Below are 16,130 nucleotides of genomic sequence, written 5' to 3'. Positions count from 1 at the left end.
AAGTAGCTGAAGTTCTCCAGCCCGATGAATTCGTTCACCCCCGGATCGAGCAGGTTGTAGCGAATCACCGAGAAGTAAAGGGTCATGCCCAGCGGCACGATCATCCACAGCAGCAATAGGGCCACCGACGGGCTGACCAGAAACCAGCCGGGATTGGCCACACGGTTTTTACGCTGGGGTTGCGACAGGTCGAGGTGGGCTTTGGCAGTTGAAGTATTCATGGTGATCACAACCGTTTGGGTGCAGATACATGTTCAGGAAAGACAACCTTCCTGACATCGACGCGAACCCTGTGGGAGCGGGCTTGCCCGCGATGGCGATTGAGCAGTCGACATCAATGTTGAAGGTGCCGGCCCCATCGCTGGCCAAGCCAGCTCCCACAGGTTAAGTGGCGGTTACTTGGGATAACCGGCGCGCTTCATCTCGCGTTCGGTGGTTTGCTGCGCGGCGGCCAGGGCCTGGTCCACCGTGGTCTGGCCGATCAGCGCCGCCGAAAACAGCTTGCCGACCTGGGTACCCACGCCCTGAAACTCGGGAATGGTCACCAGTTGAATGCCGATGTAAGGCACCGGTTTCAGCGTCGGTTTGCTCGGATCCGCCGCTTTCAGCGATTCCAGCGTGACCTTGGCGAACGGCGCCGCGCTCATGTAGGCGTCGCTGTACGTCGAGGCCCGGGTGCCCGGCGGTACGTTGGCGATGCCGTCGGTCTTGGCCACCAGTTCACCGTACTCTTTGGATGTGGCCCAGGCGCTGAACGCTTTCGCGGCGTCCTTGGCCTTGGAGCTGGTCGGAATCGCCAGCGCCCACGAGTACAGCCACGCCGAACCTTTGTCGGTGACTTGATGGGGCGCAAAGGTGAAGCCGACGTGGTCGGCGACCTTGCTCTGGGTCTTGTCGGTGACGAACGAGCCGGCGACGCTGGCGTCGACCCAGATCGCGCATTTACCGCTGTTGAACAGCGCCAGGTTTTCGTTGAAACCGTTGCTCGAAGCGCCCGGCGGGCCGGATTTCTTCATGGTGTCCACGTAGAAGTTCAGCGCGTTTTTCCATTCCGGACCGTTGAATTCGGGTTGCCATTTCTCATCGAACCAGCGCGCGCCATAGGCGTTGGCCACCGTGGTGATCAACGCCATGTTCTCGCCCCAGCCGGCCTTGCCGCGCAGGCAGATGCCGTACTGCTCTTTATCCTTGTGGGTGAGTTTTTCGGCGAAGCCGGCGATCTGTTCCCAGGTCGGACGCTCGGGCATGGTCAGGCCGGCCTCCTTGAACAGGTCGGTACGGTAATAGGTGATCGAGCTTTCGGCGTAGAACGGCAGGGCGTACAGCGAGCCTTTGACCGAGAGGCCTTCGCGCACCGACGGGAACACATCGTCGAGGGCATAACTGGCCGGCAGATCCTTCATCGGTTCCAGCCAGCCTTTGGCGCCCCACAGTGCAGCTTCGTACATGCCGATGGTCAATACATCGAACTGTCCGCCCTGGGTAGCGATGTCGGTGGTCAGGCGTTGGCGCAGGACGTTTTCTTCCAGCACCACCCAATTGAGCTTGATGTCCGGATGCTCGGTCTCGAAGTTTTTCGAGAGCTTCTGCATGCGAATCATGTCGCTGTTGTTGACGGTGGCGATGGTCAGGGTCTGGGCGCCAAGGCTGACGCTGCTTAGGGTCATGCAGGTGAGGGCAAGCAGAGCTTTTGCAGTGGGTTGCATCGTGCACTCCTTTTCTGCGCCCGGAGACGGCAGAAGGACAGTTATTGTTTTTGTGTCTTCCGAATGCAGGAAGAATGTGCACTGATTACAGCGTTCATTCGTCGGGCTGACAAATCATCCATAGCACTTGAACCGATACTTTTTTGCACTCGCGATTGCGGGCGAGAACCAGGGAAGGGTTATCCAGTCAGTACAGGTCTTCGACTCTGAACAGATCAAGACCTGCGGGAGAATTGTGTTGTCAGCCGTGGTTTTGTTCAGTCAGACGCTGCACCGCGAGGCGCCGATAATGCGAGGGCGTCATGCCCTTGAGCTGCTGAAAACGCCGGTTGAAGTTGGAGATGTTGTTGAACCCCGACTCGAAACACACTTCGGTCACCGGTTTGTCGCCGTCGGCCAGTAATTCGCAGGACTTGCTGATGCGCAGGCGATTGACGAACTCGATGAAGTTGCGGCCGGTGGCTTGTTTGAACACGCGGCTGAAGTAAGTGGGTTTCATGCCCAGGTGCTCGGCCACTTCTTCCAGCGGCAGTTCCCTGGCGTAGTGGGCGAAGATGTAATCCACCGCGCGGTTGGTGCGGTCGATATTGTGTTCGTCGGCCAGTTGCGGAGTGGTGGCGCCGGACAGCAGTTGATAGTCGTCACTGGCCGCCAGCAATTCCATCAGGATGAAGAAGTGCCCAAGACGGGTGATGCCTCCTGAGTCGGCGATCCGTTGCATCAACGTCATGGCCTGGCGAATCGTGCGTTTGTTGCGAAATTCGATGCCGTACTGCGCGCGCTCCAGTAGCGGAGCCAGTGTCTTGAGCTCGGCGAACACATGGTGTCCGCTGTCGAACAGCTCATCGGTGAAGTTGACCAGCATGTCGCGTTTCTCGACCACTTCGCCTTCCTCCACCTGGCTGATCCAGTTGTGCGGCAGGTTGGGGCCGGTGAGAAACAGCGTTTCAGGAAAAAAGTTGCCGATGTAGTCGCCGATAAACACCTTGCCGGAACTGGCGACGATCAAGTGAAGTTCGTACTCCTTGTGAAAGTGCCAGCGCACTAACGGGCAAGGAAAACCATGCTGACGGTAGATGATGGACAACCCGTTGTGGTCATCCATCAACTCGTAGGAGGGGTCGGTCACGCGGGCGGTTCGGGTCATGACAAGGCACTTTTTTTGTTATCGCCCCTTGATCATGCCTCGTTTGGCGTGTGGGTTGCCAGCGTTGAGACGCGCTGGTCCGGTTGCCTTACCCCGCCATCAGACTCATATAGGACGCGGGCCTGCCCAAGGCCTTTTTCAGGTTCACTGCCCGGCAGTACGCGACAATCCGGCTTTCCTCGATGAAGTCGACATTGATGATGTTGCAATTAATGGCCCAATCGCTGGTTTGCGGATCAAACCAGCGGTCGAGTTCACGGTGAATGTCCACCGGCCCACCCAGAGCACTGTAACTGGTGGCGGACAGCGACCACGGTCTCCAGGTCCCGGGCGGGCTTTTCATCACTTCGCTGATGTAGTGCTGCAGCTCATCGCTATGGGTGATGCCATTGCCGCTCCACTTGTGCATGACCTGTTCGAGAAACACGCTTCGATTCACTTCTCTGGGCAACGGCGCTGCGACCAGTACCCGTTGCTGCGTACTGATGCGTTTAAGTTGCCCCAGACTGAGGTGTTGGTTATGCGCAGGAATAATGCGATCGCCCAGTAGGTGAATGACCATGTCGTGAAAGTAGACTAAGTTGAACCCTTCGCCTTCCAGTTGGTGAAAGTCGATGAGAATGAACTCGTCCGGGTTGCGATCGAGGAAATTTCTGGTGTCGCTCAGCAGGTCGCCCAATGTTCTTGAATTGAGAAAACCGTTGTGTTGGGCTCGGAATTTCCCAATCCCCACACCCTTGGGATCCCAACTCAAGCGGATATCAAGCGCACGTGCACCGTTATGCAACTGGGCATAAAAAGAATCGTGCTGACACGCCAGCCAGTGACGGGGTGGTCCGAAAAAAGGGTACGAGGCCTGCCAGTCACTCCCGGCATTGTGAGTGCCGGGGAGTGTTAGTTCCAGCAGCGATAAAGAGTCGATCTGCGGTGTCGCCGCCATCCAGTTATTCGGCGAAAAGTTGAATACTTGATTGTTCAATTGTTTGCTTCCTGCATGTTTTAGTGATTTTGCGCCAATGCTGAAGTTGTGCATGGCGCAGGCAGGAAGTTCTAAAGTAAAGTTTGCAGCTTGGCTATATTGTGTTTGATGCCAAGTATGTTTTTTGCGCTTTATTTATTTTTGTTCTTCGCTTCAATCCATTGCGACATATATTGTGTGCTTTTGTGCGAGTGATGCCGCAGCATACTGCCGATGAAGTTCTGTGCTCGTAGAGTTTGCAGGTTCTGTTGGCAATAACGCAGTTTTTCAATCAGCGCCGGACCATGGATGGCGCGTTGGTAGCGTTCACCGAGCAAGGTGTTGCCTATCTGTTGGGCTGCCTGCCAAAGCGCCTCGTCGGTATACAGCGCAACAGCCCGGGTGGCGAACTCGCGGGCACTGTGTGTGATCGCACCGGGCCAGCGCGCATCGCCGCGCATGCCTTCAGCGCCAATCGGCGTGGTCACGCTGGGCGTACCGCACATCATGGCGTCGAGCAATTTGCCTTTGATACCCGCGCCAAAACGCAGAGGGGCCAGGCACACCCGCGCCGCGGCCATTACCTGCAACGCATCTTCGGCCCGGTTCAGCACATGAAAACCCTGCGCGGCGTTATGCAGGGCTGTGGCTTTGGGCGGCGTGTAAGCACCGTAAATGTGTAACTGCGCATCCGGCAATTGCTGACGAATCAGCGGCCAGACTGTGGATTTCATCCAGAGCACTGCGTCCCAGTTGGGTGCGTGCCGGAAGTTGCCAATGCTCAGAAAGTGCGCGCGATCGGCAAATGTCCGCGGCGGGGCGCTCGGCGAATCAACCATCAGCGGGCACTCATGCAGCAAATGCCGTGGCAAGCCGAATTGCTCGACCAGCAAGGCGATTTCCACGGCGGAGATCATCAGGTTCAGGTCGCAGCGGTACAGCGCGGCGATTTCGCGTTTGGCCAGATCGCTGTCGGCCATGGACAGGAACTCTTCGTGCAGTGCCGGTGCAAACAGGTCGCTGAAGTCATCCTGATCACTGTTGTTTTTCAGACGATCCTTGAGACGCTGATGGCGAGCATGACGCAGGCTTTGCAGATCGGACGTCTCCAGCACGCGCAGAGCGTTCGGGCAATGTTGTTCAACACGCCAGCCGAACTGTTCCTCCATCATGAACTGGTCGAACAACACGATATCCGGCGCCAGTTCGCTGATGAAGGTATCGAAGCTGCTGTTGTTGAGCTCGATCGGCACTTCGCGAATGCCCAGCGTTGCCAGATCCGCCATGTGCTCGCCGGGGCTTGCCGGACTGCTGAAGGTGACTTCCCAGCCTTGTTGCAAGAGCGTTTCGAGGATCTGCATGACGTGCCCGCTGGCCGCCGAAGAGCGCGGTTCCGGCCAGACGTAACCGATGACCAGGACTTTGGTGGCAGTGGGGTGAGTCATGAAACATGTTCCTTCGCAGCAGTAGGGGCATATAAACGGGCGCAATTAAACCACAGGCGCGAAGGCTGGATGCAGCGATTCGCCAAGCGGATTAATAAAAGTCCATAGTTGATGGGTTGTGGCTGAAGTAAAGAATGCTAATAACTATTGTCTTTATGAAAGCGAAGAAGGGTTGTTAGTTTTGTGTTCACCGACAGTAGTGAAAAAAATGCATCCTGCATTTTAATACTGTGCGCATGAGATTAATGATGAGTAAGTATTTGCCAGGAATTCATGAGGATTTCGAAGATTCGTTGTCGTGGCTGCTGGACCCATTGGCGGAACTGGAAGAAGTTGCACTATCCCTGAATCCCCGAACAGCCCGCCTGACGGCGCCTCAAGATGATGTTTTTGACGGTGTAAATACCAGGGAATTGGCGGAAAGTGTCTGGAAAGGCTGCGCGATCATCACGGATCCTGTGGGTTTTGACCCGGCCAGCTTTATTCGGGATTGCATTGATGAAACAGTGCTGAAAATTGTGCAAGACGAGAAGCTGCGCGAAACAATTCAGTTTGACTCCGAGTTAGCGGTTAAATATTACGATCTTGACTCGCCCCAACGCAGTGATTCGCTCAAAGGGGAGAAAAAACCGATTGTCTGGAAAGAGAAGACGTTTACCTTGGCAGAAATCTGCACGGACTATCACTTGCGTCAGTTGAAACCCTTTTACGGGGTCGAGGTTCAATGGCCCGCCGAGTATCCGCAAGCGCTGGTTGACAGTTTCACTGACGCGGACTACCAGACTGACTTCAAACACTACGTCAGCGATAACCTGAGTAACCCTGCAGTGGCGGCCTTCGCTCGCCTGCTGAAAAAAGCCGAGTTGAACAAGTTGGTCGTGGAGTTCATCAAAAGCGACAAGCGCTCTGCTGACGATCAACTTATTGCTTTCCATTACCTCAAAGGCTTGATTGCGCCACGCGTCATCAATCTGCACAGCGATCCTGATCTGAAGGTCGACAATGCCGTATTTATTGGCCACAGCAATCTTGGGCGCGGTGTGGTGTTCTTCCTGGGCGAAGACAGTGCTGCCTACGAATTTCCCGCCGGTCACGACGCCCGCGGAGCGTTTGTAGAAAACAACAGCGACTTTCAGAAACACCTGTTGAAACGGATTCCCTTGCGCGATCAGCAAAAGCCCCATGTACGTGATTTCAAATATCGAGGCCTGGAGTTTCCTGTTTTTGTCACCCGACCCAATTATCGGGAACTGGTCTTTCAATCCCGCCCGGATATCGGCCAGGCGTTGTTCGATCGTCAGGTCGACAGGGCGCTGGCAGACATCGACACGCTGGTTTCAACTCAGGCTGAGCGTCTCACCGATATCGCCCTGGAAGCCGCAGGGTATCTTCTGCAGTGCATCGCGTTTGCGGCCTCTTTGCCGTACGGCGGAACAGGCGCGCTGGCTTCCGCGCCGATTCGTATGCTGATTCCCTTTCTGTTGGGGCTTGGGGCCTCTGCAACGGATCTGGTGCGTGCCGGGATATCGGATGACCCGTCTGAGGCCGAGCGGTTGAGAATCAACGCAGCCATTGGCGTGCTGGCTGAACTGGCCGGCCCCATCGCTGAGAAAATACTCGGCAAAGCCCTGTCAGCCCTGGCCAAAAAAGACATCAGCCGGCGGGTGCTTCAGGCGCTCAAGAACAGTAATCGACCTTCAGTGTTGCGCCGATCGGCAACCCGGCTTCGCCAGCAACTGGCGAGCACCACCGGCAAGCAAATACCCGAGGCAGGCAAAGGTTTGCTGGTTGCCGGGTATTTGCAGGAGCTGGCCGGCGGGCCGAACGTGGCACAGACACTAGCGACGAATACCCAACTTGTGCGTCTTTCCGGCCCGGAAAAAGGCTATGTCTATCAGGGCTTCGTGTTCCGGGGAGACATGCGCGACCCGGCGATCATTTTCGAGAAGGGTTTCACTCAGCGCGCGCCGATCAGGCACCTCGATGAAATCAACGGTTTAAAGGGCGGTTACGGTGGTGCACATGACGCGCTCAGTCCCGACGGCGCAGGTATCTCCACCTCCGCCTTTTATAAGAAGGATGGGGCTGGCGCCTTCGTTTATGGCGGGCAAAAGGGCGGCCATACCTATTTCATTGATGCACGGCAGCTGGAAGGTTTTCATCTGTATGCCAATACCGAATTGGCCTTTCGTCCCGATTCCGGCTTGAAGACCCTGCCACCGCTGGAGATCAATTATGGCGTCGATCTGCCTCCCGCCTTGATTCTGGGAGCCTACGACTCACGCGGAAGGTTCATACCCAACCCGAAAGCGATCAATCGTGCCATCGCGGCAAGTGATATCAATCCGTTGAAGGGGGGCGGGCGCGAGGTCGGTAACAAGCTCCGCCAGCCGCTGGGGGCAGATGACCTGTTCTCCGATCTCGACTTTGGCAACGAAGCGGTCAGCGCTGAGGAGGCCATTGTGCCGGCGGTGCAGCCTGATTCCGCACCTGCTCGACCTGAAGCAGGCAAAGTCACCAGCGATGACATCACTGCGTTCAGAGAGCGGCAAAAAGCGAAGCGCGATCGAGCGAATCAATAAAGGCTGAAATAACCGGAGGGCGGGTTCCCTCTGGTTATTCCGGGGCACTGTGCATGACTGCAATGGCCGGCGGGTTTCATCGTTTCAGAATGCTGGTGACCTTGTCCCGCAACTGGTCAATCGAAAAGGGCTTGCCAATCACGTGCATGTCGGCGGGCACGTCGATGCTTTCGGCGTAGCCGCTGGCAAACAGGATAGGCAGGTCAGGGCGCAGGAGACGGGCGTGAGTCGCCAGCTCGCGGCCATCCATCACCGGCAGGCCGACATCCGTCATCATCAGATCAATGCGCAGGGCCGGATCCTTGAGCGTCTCGAGGGCCTGCTCGCTGCCATCGGCCTCAAGTACTTTGAATCCCAACTCCTCCAGCACATCAACGATCAACATGCGCACGATGTTGTCATCTTCTACAACAAGGATGATGGACTGGGTGTCGGACATAATCAGGGCTCTCAAAGGTAAAATTCAGGGGCGCCGGTCGATCAAAAGTACCGGGCTCTTGCATGAGTAAGTGGCGCATGGCCACAAGTTCCCGCACGGATACAAAAAAGAATCGCGAGACACCTGACGGCAAGGATAACCGTTGACCGCCGGGTCAGCGCGGGCAAAAGCGGGAAATCACTGCTAAAACGATGAGAAAAATGGAACCACTGTGCCGTTTTGGGGCAAACTCTCTGGTTTTCAACAGTTCGACAAGGCTGCCCCATGTCCTCTCCGTCTTCGGTTGATGAACAACGGTTTCGTAAACTCCTGAGTCGCAACATCAGCCTGCCCTTGGGCGTCGGCCTGGTCAGTGCCGTGTTCTTCGTCTCGCTGATCACTTATCTGCTGTCGGTCATCCAGTGGGTCGAGCACACCGATCGGGTGATCAATAACGCCAACGAAGCGGTGAAACTCACCGTGGATCTGGAAACCGGCATGCGCGGATTCCTGCTCAGCGGCGACGAGCATTTCCTCGACCCGTACGAGACCGCCAAGCCACGAATCAATGTGGCGCTCAACACCTTGCTTGAGCTGACCGCCGATAATCCGGTGCAAACCGATCGTCTGCGCCGTCTGCAGGCGTTGCAGGTCGAGTGGGCCAACTACGCGCAAACGATGATCGATCTGCAGCGTTCCAGCGGCGATTACCGCGGCGCGGTCAAGGCGGGGCGGGGCAAGCGGCTGACGGACGAGATTCGCAAGCAATTCGAAGACGTGATTGACACCGAGCAGATGCTGCGCACCACGCGCAATGAGGACGTGCGCCGGACCACGATCTGGAGCATCAGCCTGTACCTGTTGTTTATCGCCGGTATCAGTGGCTTGCTGGCCTACATCGGCCGCCGCGATCTGGTCAATCTGTCGACCAACTACAGCGCCAACCTGGCCGCCCAGCAAGCCAGTGCCGCACGCCTGGAGCAACAGGCCTGGCTGCGTAACGGTCAGACTGAACTCGCCGAGCAAGTGCTGGGCCAACTCACGCTCAATCTGTTGGGTCGCAATATTCTGCAATTCTGCGCGCAATACCTCGGTACGGCCGTGGCCGCGCTGTATGTGCGTGAAGAACACGGCGGCCTCAAGCGCGTGGCGACTTACGGTTTCTCCCGCGAGCAAGAGGAGAAGGACCAGTCGATCAACAATGACGAAGGCATCGTTGGTCAGGTGGCCCGCCATGCGCGGTTGATTCGCCTTGATTCGGTGCCGTCCGATTACTTCAAGGTCAGCTCCGGTCTGGGTGAAGGCCTGCCGCACAGCGTACTGGTCGTGCCGACCAGCGATGATGACCGGGTCAACGGCGTGATCGAACTGGGCTTCCTGCGCCCGCTGAACGATCGCGATATCGAACTGCTGGAACTGATCGCCGGCAACATTGGCACGTCCATCGAAGCGGCACGCTATCGCCAGCGCTTGCAGGAAGTCCTCGCCGAAACCCAGCAGCTCAACGAAGAGTTGCAGGTGCAGCAGGAAGAACTGAAAACCGCCAACGAAGAGCTGGAAGAACAGTCGAGGATTCTCAAGGAATCCCAGGCGCATCTGGAAACCCAGCAGATCGAGCTGGAGCAGACCAACGAACAGCTGGCCGAGCAGGCGCAAACCCTGGCCGAACAGCGCGATGCGATGGATCTGAAGAACACCGAACTCAATCAGGCCCAGGTGCAGCTCGAAGAGCGCGCCGAAGAACTGCAGCGCTCGAGCAAGTACAAGTCCGAGTTCCTCGCCAACATGTCCCACGAACTGCGCACACCGCTGAACAGTTCGCTGATTCTGGCCAAGCTGCTGGCGGAAAACCCGCAGGACAACCTCACTGCCGAGCAGGTGAAATTTGCCGAATCGATTTACTCGGCCGGTAACGATCTGCTGAACCTGATCAACGACATTCTCGACATTTCCAAGGTCGAGGCGGGGAAACTGGAAGTGATTCCGGAGAACACCAGTGTCGCGCGTCTGGCAGACAGCCTGCGCAACGTGTTCGAACCGCTGGCGGCGGACAAGCGCCTGACCTTCAGCGTTGACTTGCAACCGGACGCACCGGTGACCCTGTTCACTGACCGCCAGCGTCTGGAGCAAGTGATCAAAAATCTGCTGTCCAACGCCGTGAAGTTCACCGAAGCGGGCGCGGTCAGCCTGACCATCACTGGCCAGCCCGATAATCGTGTCGCATTCATCGTGCGCGATTCGGGTATCGGCATTGCCGCCGATCAGCAGGAAAGCATTTTCGAAGCGTTCCGGCAGGCCGATGGCACGACCAACCGCAAATACGGCGGCACCGGCCTGGGGTTGTCGATCTCGCGGGATCTGGCCACGCTGCTGGGCGGCTCGATCAGTGTCAGCAGTGCCCCGGGGCAGGGCAGTGTGTTCACCCTGGTGCTGCCGCAGCAGTACAGCGAGTCAGCCAGAATCCCGAACACACCGATGGCCTATACACCGCCGCCGTTGCCGACCCCGGTGGTCAGCGCGCCGGTCGTACCTGCGGCATCGCCGATGGCTCCGGTGCACATTCCACGGTTTGCCGATGATCGCGACAAGGCGCCGTTCACCACCCGCTGCATTCTGGTGGTGGAGGACGAGCCGAATTTCGCCCATATCCTCTACGACCTGGCGCATGAACTGGGTTATCAGTGCCTGGTCGCCCACGGTGCGGACGAGGGTTATAACCTGGCGAGCGAGTTCGTCCCGGATGCAATCCTGCTCGACATGCGTCTGCCGGACCATTCCGGCCTGACCGTGTTGCAGCGCCTGAAAGAGCATCCCGGCACTCGGCACATTCCGGTGCACGTGATCTCGGTCGAGGACCGCGTCGAAGCGGCGATGCACATGGGCGCCATCGGTTATGCGGTCAAACCGACCACTCGCGAAGAACTCAAGGACGTGTTTGCCCGTCTCGAAGCCAAGCTGACGCAGAAGGTCAAACGCGTGCTGCTGGTCGAGGATGACGACCTGCAGCGCGAAAGCATTGCACGCCTGATCGGCGATGAAGACATCGAAATCACCGCCGTGGGCCTGGCCCAGGACGCTCTCGAGCTGTTGCGCACAACGATCTACGACTGCATGGTCATCGACCTGAAGCTGCCGGACATGCTCGGCAACGAGTTGCTCAAGCGTATGTCCACCGAAGATATCTGCTCGTTCCCGCCGGTGATTGTCTACACCGGGCGCAACCTGACGCGCGATGAAGAAGCCGATCTGCGCAAGTATTCGCGCTCGATCATCATCAAGGGCGCACGCTCGCCTGAGCGTTTGCTGGATGAGGTCACACTCTTTCTGCACAAAGTCGAATCGCAGTTGTCCCATGAAAGGCAGAAGATGCTCAAGACTGCGCGCAGCCGCGACAAGGTCTTCGAAGGTCGCAAGGTGCTGCTGGTGGACGACGATGTGCGCAACATTTTCGCCCTGACCAGTGCGCTGGAACACAAGGGCGCAGTCGTGCTGATCGGTCGTAACGGCCGTGAGGCGATTGAAAAACTCAATGAAGTCGAGGACATCGACCTGGTGCTGATGGACGTGATGATGCCGGAAATGGATGGTTTTGAAGCCACCACGGAAATCCGCAAAGATCCGCGCTGGCGCAAACTGCCGATCATCGCGGTAACGGCCAAGGCCATGAAGGATGATCAGGAGCGTTGCCTGCAGGCGGGCGCCAATGATTACCTGGCCAAGCCCATCGACCTGGATCGCCTGTTCTCGCTGATTCGCGTGTGGTTACCGAAAATGGAACGCATTTAGTGGAACGCAGTAGCTCCGTTGAACGAAACAGCGAAATTGAATTGCGCTTGCTGATCGAGGCTATCTACCTCAAGTACAGCTACGATTTTCGCGATTACTCCGGCGCCTCGATCAAGCGCCGGGTACAACACGCGTTGACCCAGTTCGAATGCGCAACCATTTCGGCGCTGCAGGAAAAGGTCCTGCACGATCCGACCGCGTTCATGCAGTTGTTGCAGTTGCTGACGATTCCGGTCAGCGAGATGTTCCGCGATCCGTCGCACTTCCTCGCCATTCGCAAGGAAGTGGTGCCGTTGCTGCGCACCTATCCGTCGATCAAGATCTGGATCGCCGGGTGCAGCACGGGCGAGGAGGTCTATTCGATGGCGATCCTGCTGCGCGAGGAAGGCTTGCTCGATCGCACGATCATTTATGCCACCGACATCAATCCGCGCTCGCTGGAAAAGGCCAAGCAGGGGATTTTCTCGATGGAGAACGTCCGGGCGTACACCGCCAACTACCAGCAGGCCGGCGGCCAGAGCTCGTTTTCCGACTACTACACGGCTGCTTATGGCTATGCGATTTTCGACAAGAGCCTGTGCGAAAACGTGACGTTTGCCGACCACAGTCTGGCGACCGACAGCGTGTTCTCGGAAACCCAATTGATTTCCTGCCGTAACGTGCTGATCTATTTCAACAAGAAACTGCAGGACCGCGCTTTCGGGCTGTTCCATGAATCGCTTTGCCATCGCGGTTTCCTGGTGCTGGGCAGCAAAGAGACGCTGGATTTTTCCAGCTATGCCAATCAGTTCGAGCCACTGGTGAAGCAAGAACGGATCTACCGCAAATCATGAGCGAGACCGTGGATTTGCCTCGCGTCGAGGCGATTGTGGTCGGGGCTTCCGCCGGTGGCGTCGAAGCGTTGCTGGCGCTGCTCGGGCCGCTGCGCCGGGGCTACGCGCTGCCGATCATTGTCGTCCTGCACTTGCCGGAAGAACGTCGCAGCCTGTTGGCCGAAGTTTTCTCCCGGCGGTTGGAGATGCCGGTGCACGAGGCCGTCGACAAACAGGACATTGCTGCCGGCACCGTTTATTTCGCGACGCCGGGCTATCACCTGTCCGTGGAGGAAGATCGCAGCCTGTCGTTGAGCCTTGAAGATCGCGTGCATCATTCGCGGCCGTCGATTGACTACCTGTTCGAATCGGCCGCCGACGTCTACGGTCCCGCGCTGGCCGCCGTTCTGCTGACCGGCGCCAATCACGATGGCGCGCGCGGCCTGGCGCAAGTCAAACACCGTGGCGGTCTGACCATTGTCCAGGATCCCGAAGAGGCGCAAGTCGCCACCATGCCCCGGGCTGCGCTGAAACTGCAGCAGCCGGACCATGTCCTACCCATTCACGGCATCGGCCGTCTGCTTGTCGAGCTGGAACGAATCGCATGCTGAGTAATATCCAAGCCAAACTGCTGATCGTCGACGATCTGCCGGAAAACCTTCTGGCGCTCGAAGCGCTGATCAAGCGCGAAGACCGCAGCGTGTACAAGGCGCTGTCAGCGGACGAGGCACTGTCGCTGTTGTTGCAGCACGAATTCGCCATGGCCATCCTCGACGTGCAAATGCCGGGCATGAACGGCTTTGAACTCGCCGAGTTGATGCGCGGCACCGAGAAAACCAAAAACATTCCGATCATCTTCGTCAGCGCCGCCGGCCGTGAACTGAACTACGCGTTCAAGGGCTACGAGAGCGGGGCGGTGGACTTCTTGCACAAACCGCTGGATATCCACGCGGTAAAGAGCAAGGTCAACGTCTTCGTCGACCTCTACCGCCAGAGCAAGGCCATGAAGCAACAGGTCGAAGCCTTGGAGCAGGCGCGCCGTGAGCAGGAAGCGCTGCTGCAACAACTGCAGAGCACTCAGCTGGAACTGGAGCAGGCGGTGCGCATGCGCGACGACTTCATGTCCATCGTCGCCCACGAAGTACGCACGCCACTCAACGGCCTGATCCTGGAAACCCAGTTGCGCAAGATGCACCTGGCGCGGGACAACGCCGCCGCGTTCACCCTCGACAAAATGCACGCGATGGTCGACCGCGACGAGCGCCAGATCAAAAGCCTGATTCGCCTGATCGAAGACATGCTCGATGTCTCGCGCATCCGTACCGGCAAACTGTCGATCCGGCCGAACCGTTTCGATCTGTCGCAGTTGGTGGCCAACCTGCTGCAGAACTTTGCCCAACAAATGGAGGCGGCGGAAACCGAAGTGATTTTCACCGCGCCGGCGCCGGTGGAAGGTCACTGGGACGAGTTCCGTATCGAGCAGGTGGTGTCCAACCTGCTGACCAATGCCCTGCGTTACGGCGGCCGAAGCCCGATCCAGGTGCGCGTTTACCGTGAAGGCGATGAGGCGCGGGTCGAGGTTCAGGACCGCGGCATCGGCATCAGTGCCGAGAATCAGAAACGTATTTTCCAACAGTTCGAACGGGTCTCCGCCAAGACGGTAGTGGCCGGGCTCGGGCTGGGTCTGTTCATTTCCGAGCAGATCGTCGCCGCCCATGGCGGTTCCATCGTCGTCGAGAGTGAAATCAACGAAGGCGCCCTGTTTCGCGTTTGTCTGCCAATCCAGGAAAACGGCAAATCCGACGCAACCTCTGAGTGACCGCACGGTCGTATCAGCAGCTATTGACCGAACAAAGGCTTCCCATGAGCGTAGATGCACAAGATGTAGTACTCGTCGTCGAGGACGAACCGGTTATCTTGATGATCCTGACGGATTACTTGTCGGGGCAGGGGTATCGCGTATTGCAGGCCGAAAACGGCGAGCAGGCGTTCGAAATTCTTGCGAGCAAACCGCATCTGGACATGTTGATCACCGATTTTCGCCTGCCTGGCGGCATTTCCGGCGTGCAGATCGCCGAACCCGCCGTGAAGCTGCGACCCGATCTCAAAGTGATCTTTATCAGCGGTTACCCGCAGGAAATCCGCGAGACCGGCAGCCCGATCACGCGCAAGGCGCCGATTCTGGAAAAGCCCTTCGATCTGGACGTTTTGCAGGAAAAAATCCAGGAACTGCTCGCCTGACCTCATCAGCGCCCCTCTACAGGCGCTGTTCAGGTATTGATCATCTCGCGCACCTTGGCGGTGAGCAGATCGAAGGTGAAAGGCTTGGTGATCATCTGCATCCCGGAGTCGAGGAACCCGCCGCGCACGGCCGCATGCTCGGCATACCCGGTAATGAACAAGACCTTGAGACCCGGACGGTACTGCCGTCCGACCTCTGCCAGTTGCCGGCCATTCATGCCCGGCAGGCCGACATCACTGATCAGCAGGTCGATGCGCTGGGTTGAGTTGAGGATCGGTACCGCGCCATCGGCATCGCTGGCCTCGACGAAGGCATAACCCAGTTCACTGAGCACCGCGCTGACCAGCAAGCGCACGGCCGGGTCGTCTTCGACGATCAGCACGGTTTCACCATGCAGTGCCTCGGGCGCCTGATGAGCGATGTCTTCGGAGCGCGAGAGTTCTTCACCGCGAAAGCGCGGCAGATAGAGTTTGACGGTGGTGCCCTGATCAATTTCGCTGTCGATCGAGACGTGACCACGCGATTGTTTGCTGAAACCGTAGATCATCGACAGACCCAGGCCGGTACCCTGACCGATGGGCTTGGTGGTGAAAAACGGGTCGAACGCCCGACTGATCACGCTCTGTGGCATGCCGCTGCCATTGTCGGTAACGCTGAGCATCACGTAATCGCCGGGTTCCAGGTTGTCGTAGGCCTCGGTGAGTTCGCGGTCCAGGACCTGATTGCTGGTCTCGACCACCAGTTTGCCGCCCTCGGGCATCGCGTCGCGGGCATTGAGCACAAGGTTGAGCAGAGCGCTTTCCAGTTGATTCGGATCCGCCTCGGCTACCCACAGCCGGTCATTCAGACGCATGTCCAGCTGGATGCTTTCGTTGAGGCTGCGTTGCAGCAGTTCGCCCATTGACTCCACCAGTGCGTTCATTTGCACGGCTTTGGAGTCGAGCGATTGCCGGCGGGAAAATGCCAAGAGACGGTGGGTCAGGCCCGCCGCGCGGTTGGCCGAGGTGACGCCCAGGTCGATCAGGCTGTCGAGG

At 57.9% G+C, this 16,130-nt stretch carries 12 protein-coding genes and 1 pseudogene; 6 read left to right on the top strand and 7 right to left on the bottom strand.

The window, feature by feature from the left end; all coding sequences use genetic code 11:
• From DBR24_RS05045 to DBR24_RS05025, 5 genes and pseudogenes are all read right to left on the bottom strand, one after another.
• Positions 1–221, bottom strand: a pseudogene (locus DBR24_RS05045) (sugar ABC transporter permease); the annotation flags it as partial.
• 174 nt (positions 222–395) lie between these two features.
• Positions 396–1,706 (bottom strand): sugar ABC transporter substrate-binding protein, encoded by a 1,311-nt coding sequence (locus DBR24_RS05040; protein ID WP_128614089.1) that lies wholly within the window; start codon positions 1,704–1,706, stop codon positions 396–398.
• 241 nt (positions 1,707–1,947) lie between these two features.
• Positions 1,948–2,853, bottom strand: a complete 906-nt coding sequence (locus tag DBR24_RS05035) for an AraC family transcriptional regulator (RefSeq protein ID WP_123468503.1) — start codon at positions 2,851–2,853, stop codon at positions 1,948–1,950.
• 88 nt (positions 2,854–2,941) lie between these two features.
• Complete coding sequence (locus tag DBR24_RS05030) at positions 2,942–3,793, bottom strand: phospholipase (protein ID WP_371921232.1); 852 nt, start codon at positions 3,791–3,793, stop codon at positions 2,942–2,944.
• A gap of 170 nt (positions 3,794–3,963) precedes the next feature.
• Positions 3,964–5,256, bottom strand: coding sequence for a glycosyltransferase (locus tag DBR24_RS05025; protein WP_128614087.1), 1,293 nt, complete (start codon positions 5,254–5,256; stop codon positions 3,964–3,966).
• A 248-nt stretch (positions 5,257–5,504) separates the two neighbouring features.
• Between DBR24_RS05025 and DBR24_RS05020 the strand changes: the two genes are divergently transcribed.
• Complete coding sequence (locus DBR24_RS05020) at positions 5,505–7,838, top strand: hypothetical protein (RefSeq protein WP_128614086.1); 2,334 nt, start codon at positions 5,505–5,507, stop codon at positions 7,836–7,838.
• Positions 7,839–7,914: 76 nt separating this feature from the next.
• Here the strand turns inward: DBR24_RS05020 and DBR24_RS05015 are convergent, their stop codons facing one another.
• Positions 7,915–8,277, bottom strand: coding sequence for a response regulator (locus tag DBR24_RS05015; RefSeq protein WP_128614085.1), 363 nt, complete (start codon positions 8,275–8,277; stop codon positions 7,915–7,917).
• A 264-nt stretch (positions 8,278–8,541) separates the two neighbouring features.
• Between DBR24_RS05015 and DBR24_RS05010 the strand changes: the two genes are divergently transcribed.
• The 5 genes from DBR24_RS05010 to DBR24_RS04990 are packed head-to-tail and all read left to right on the top strand — an operon-like array spanning position 8,542 to position 15,095.
• Entirely contained in the window at positions 8,542–12,042 is a 3,501-nt protein-coding gene (locus tag DBR24_RS05010) for a response regulator (protein ID WP_128614084.1), read from the top strand.
• Positions 12,042–12,875: a protein-glutamate O-methyltransferase CheR gene (locus DBR24_RS05005; protein ID WP_123468515.1), complete on the top strand. Its 834-nt coding sequence runs from the start codon at positions 12,042–12,044 to the stop codon at positions 12,873–12,875. Before DBR24_RS05010 ends, DBR24_RS05005 begins: the two co-directional genes overlap by 1 nt.
• Positions 12,872–13,465, top strand: a complete 594-nt coding sequence (locus DBR24_RS05000) for a chemotaxis protein CheB (protein ID WP_128614083.1) — start codon at positions 12,872–12,874, stop codon at positions 13,463–13,465. Before DBR24_RS05005 ends, DBR24_RS05000 begins: the two co-directional genes overlap by 4 nt.
• Entirely contained in the window at positions 13,459–14,673 is a 1,215-nt protein-coding gene (locus DBR24_RS04995) for a hybrid sensor histidine kinase/response regulator (RefSeq protein ID WP_123468519.1), read from the top strand. Before DBR24_RS05000 ends, DBR24_RS04995 begins: the two co-directional genes overlap by 7 nt.
• Positions 14,674–14,717: 44 nt before the next feature.
• A complete protein-coding gene (locus DBR24_RS04990) occupies positions 14,718–15,095 on the top strand; it encodes a response regulator (RefSeq protein WP_103304982.1) in 378 nt (125 codons plus the stop codon).
• Positions 15,096–15,124: 29 nt separating this feature from the next.
• Here the strand turns inward: DBR24_RS04990 and DBR24_RS04985 are convergent.
• A partial coding sequence (locus DBR24_RS04985; RefSeq protein ID WP_128614082.1) for an ATP-binding protein occupies positions 15,125–16,130 on the bottom strand: 1,006 nt, incomplete at its 5' end.

It is taken from the genome of Pseudomonas sp. HMWF006 (assembly GCF_003061205.1).
GTDB classification, from domain to species: domain Bacteria; phylum Pseudomonadota; class Gammaproteobacteria; order Pseudomonadales; family Pseudomonadaceae; genus Aquipseudomonas; species Aquipseudomonas monsensis.
Note: the sequence above shows the minus strand (reverse complement) of the source record. Positions and strands in the feature narration are given on the sequence as shown.

Bases quoted from the DNA above. Each gene is read 5' to 3' on its own strand.
- DBR24_RS05040 (WP_128614089.1), bottom strand. From the start codon at position 1,706: ATGCAACCCACTGCAAAAGCTCTGCTTGCCCTCACCTGCATGACCCTA.
- DBR24_RS04990 (WP_103304982.1), top strand. From the start codon at position 14,718: ATGAGCGTAGATGCACAAGATGTAGTACTCGTCGTCGAGGACGAACCG.
- DBR24_RS05035 (WP_123468503.1), bottom strand. From the start codon at position 2,853: ATGACCCGAACCGCCCGCGTGACCGACCCCTCCTACGAGTTGATGGAT.
- DBR24_RS05010 (WP_128614084.1), top strand. From the start codon at position 8,542: ATGTCCTCTCCGTCTTCGGTTGATGAACAACGGTTTCGTAAACTCCTG.
- DBR24_RS05015 (WP_128614085.1), bottom strand. From the start codon at position 8,277: ATGTCCGACACCCAGTCCATCATCCTTGTTGTAGAAGATGACAACATC.
- DBR24_RS05025 (WP_128614087.1), bottom strand. From the start codon at position 5,256: ATGACTCACCCCACTGCCACCAAAGTCCTGGTCATCGGTTACGTCTGG.
- DBR24_RS05000 (WP_128614083.1), top strand. From the start codon at position 12,872: ATGAGCGAGACCGTGGATTTGCCTCGCGTCGAGGCGATTGTGGTCGGG.
- DBR24_RS04995 (WP_123468519.1), top strand. From the start codon at position 13,459: ATGCTGAGTAATATCCAAGCCAAACTGCTGATCGTCGACGATCTGCCG.
- DBR24_RS05030 (WP_371921232.1), bottom strand. From the start codon at position 3,793: ATGGCGGCGACACCGCAGATCGACTCTTTATCGCTGCTGGAACTAACA.
- DBR24_RS05020 (WP_128614086.1), top strand. From the start codon at position 5,505: ATGAGTAAGTATTTGCCAGGAATTCATGAGGATTTCGAAGATTCGTTG.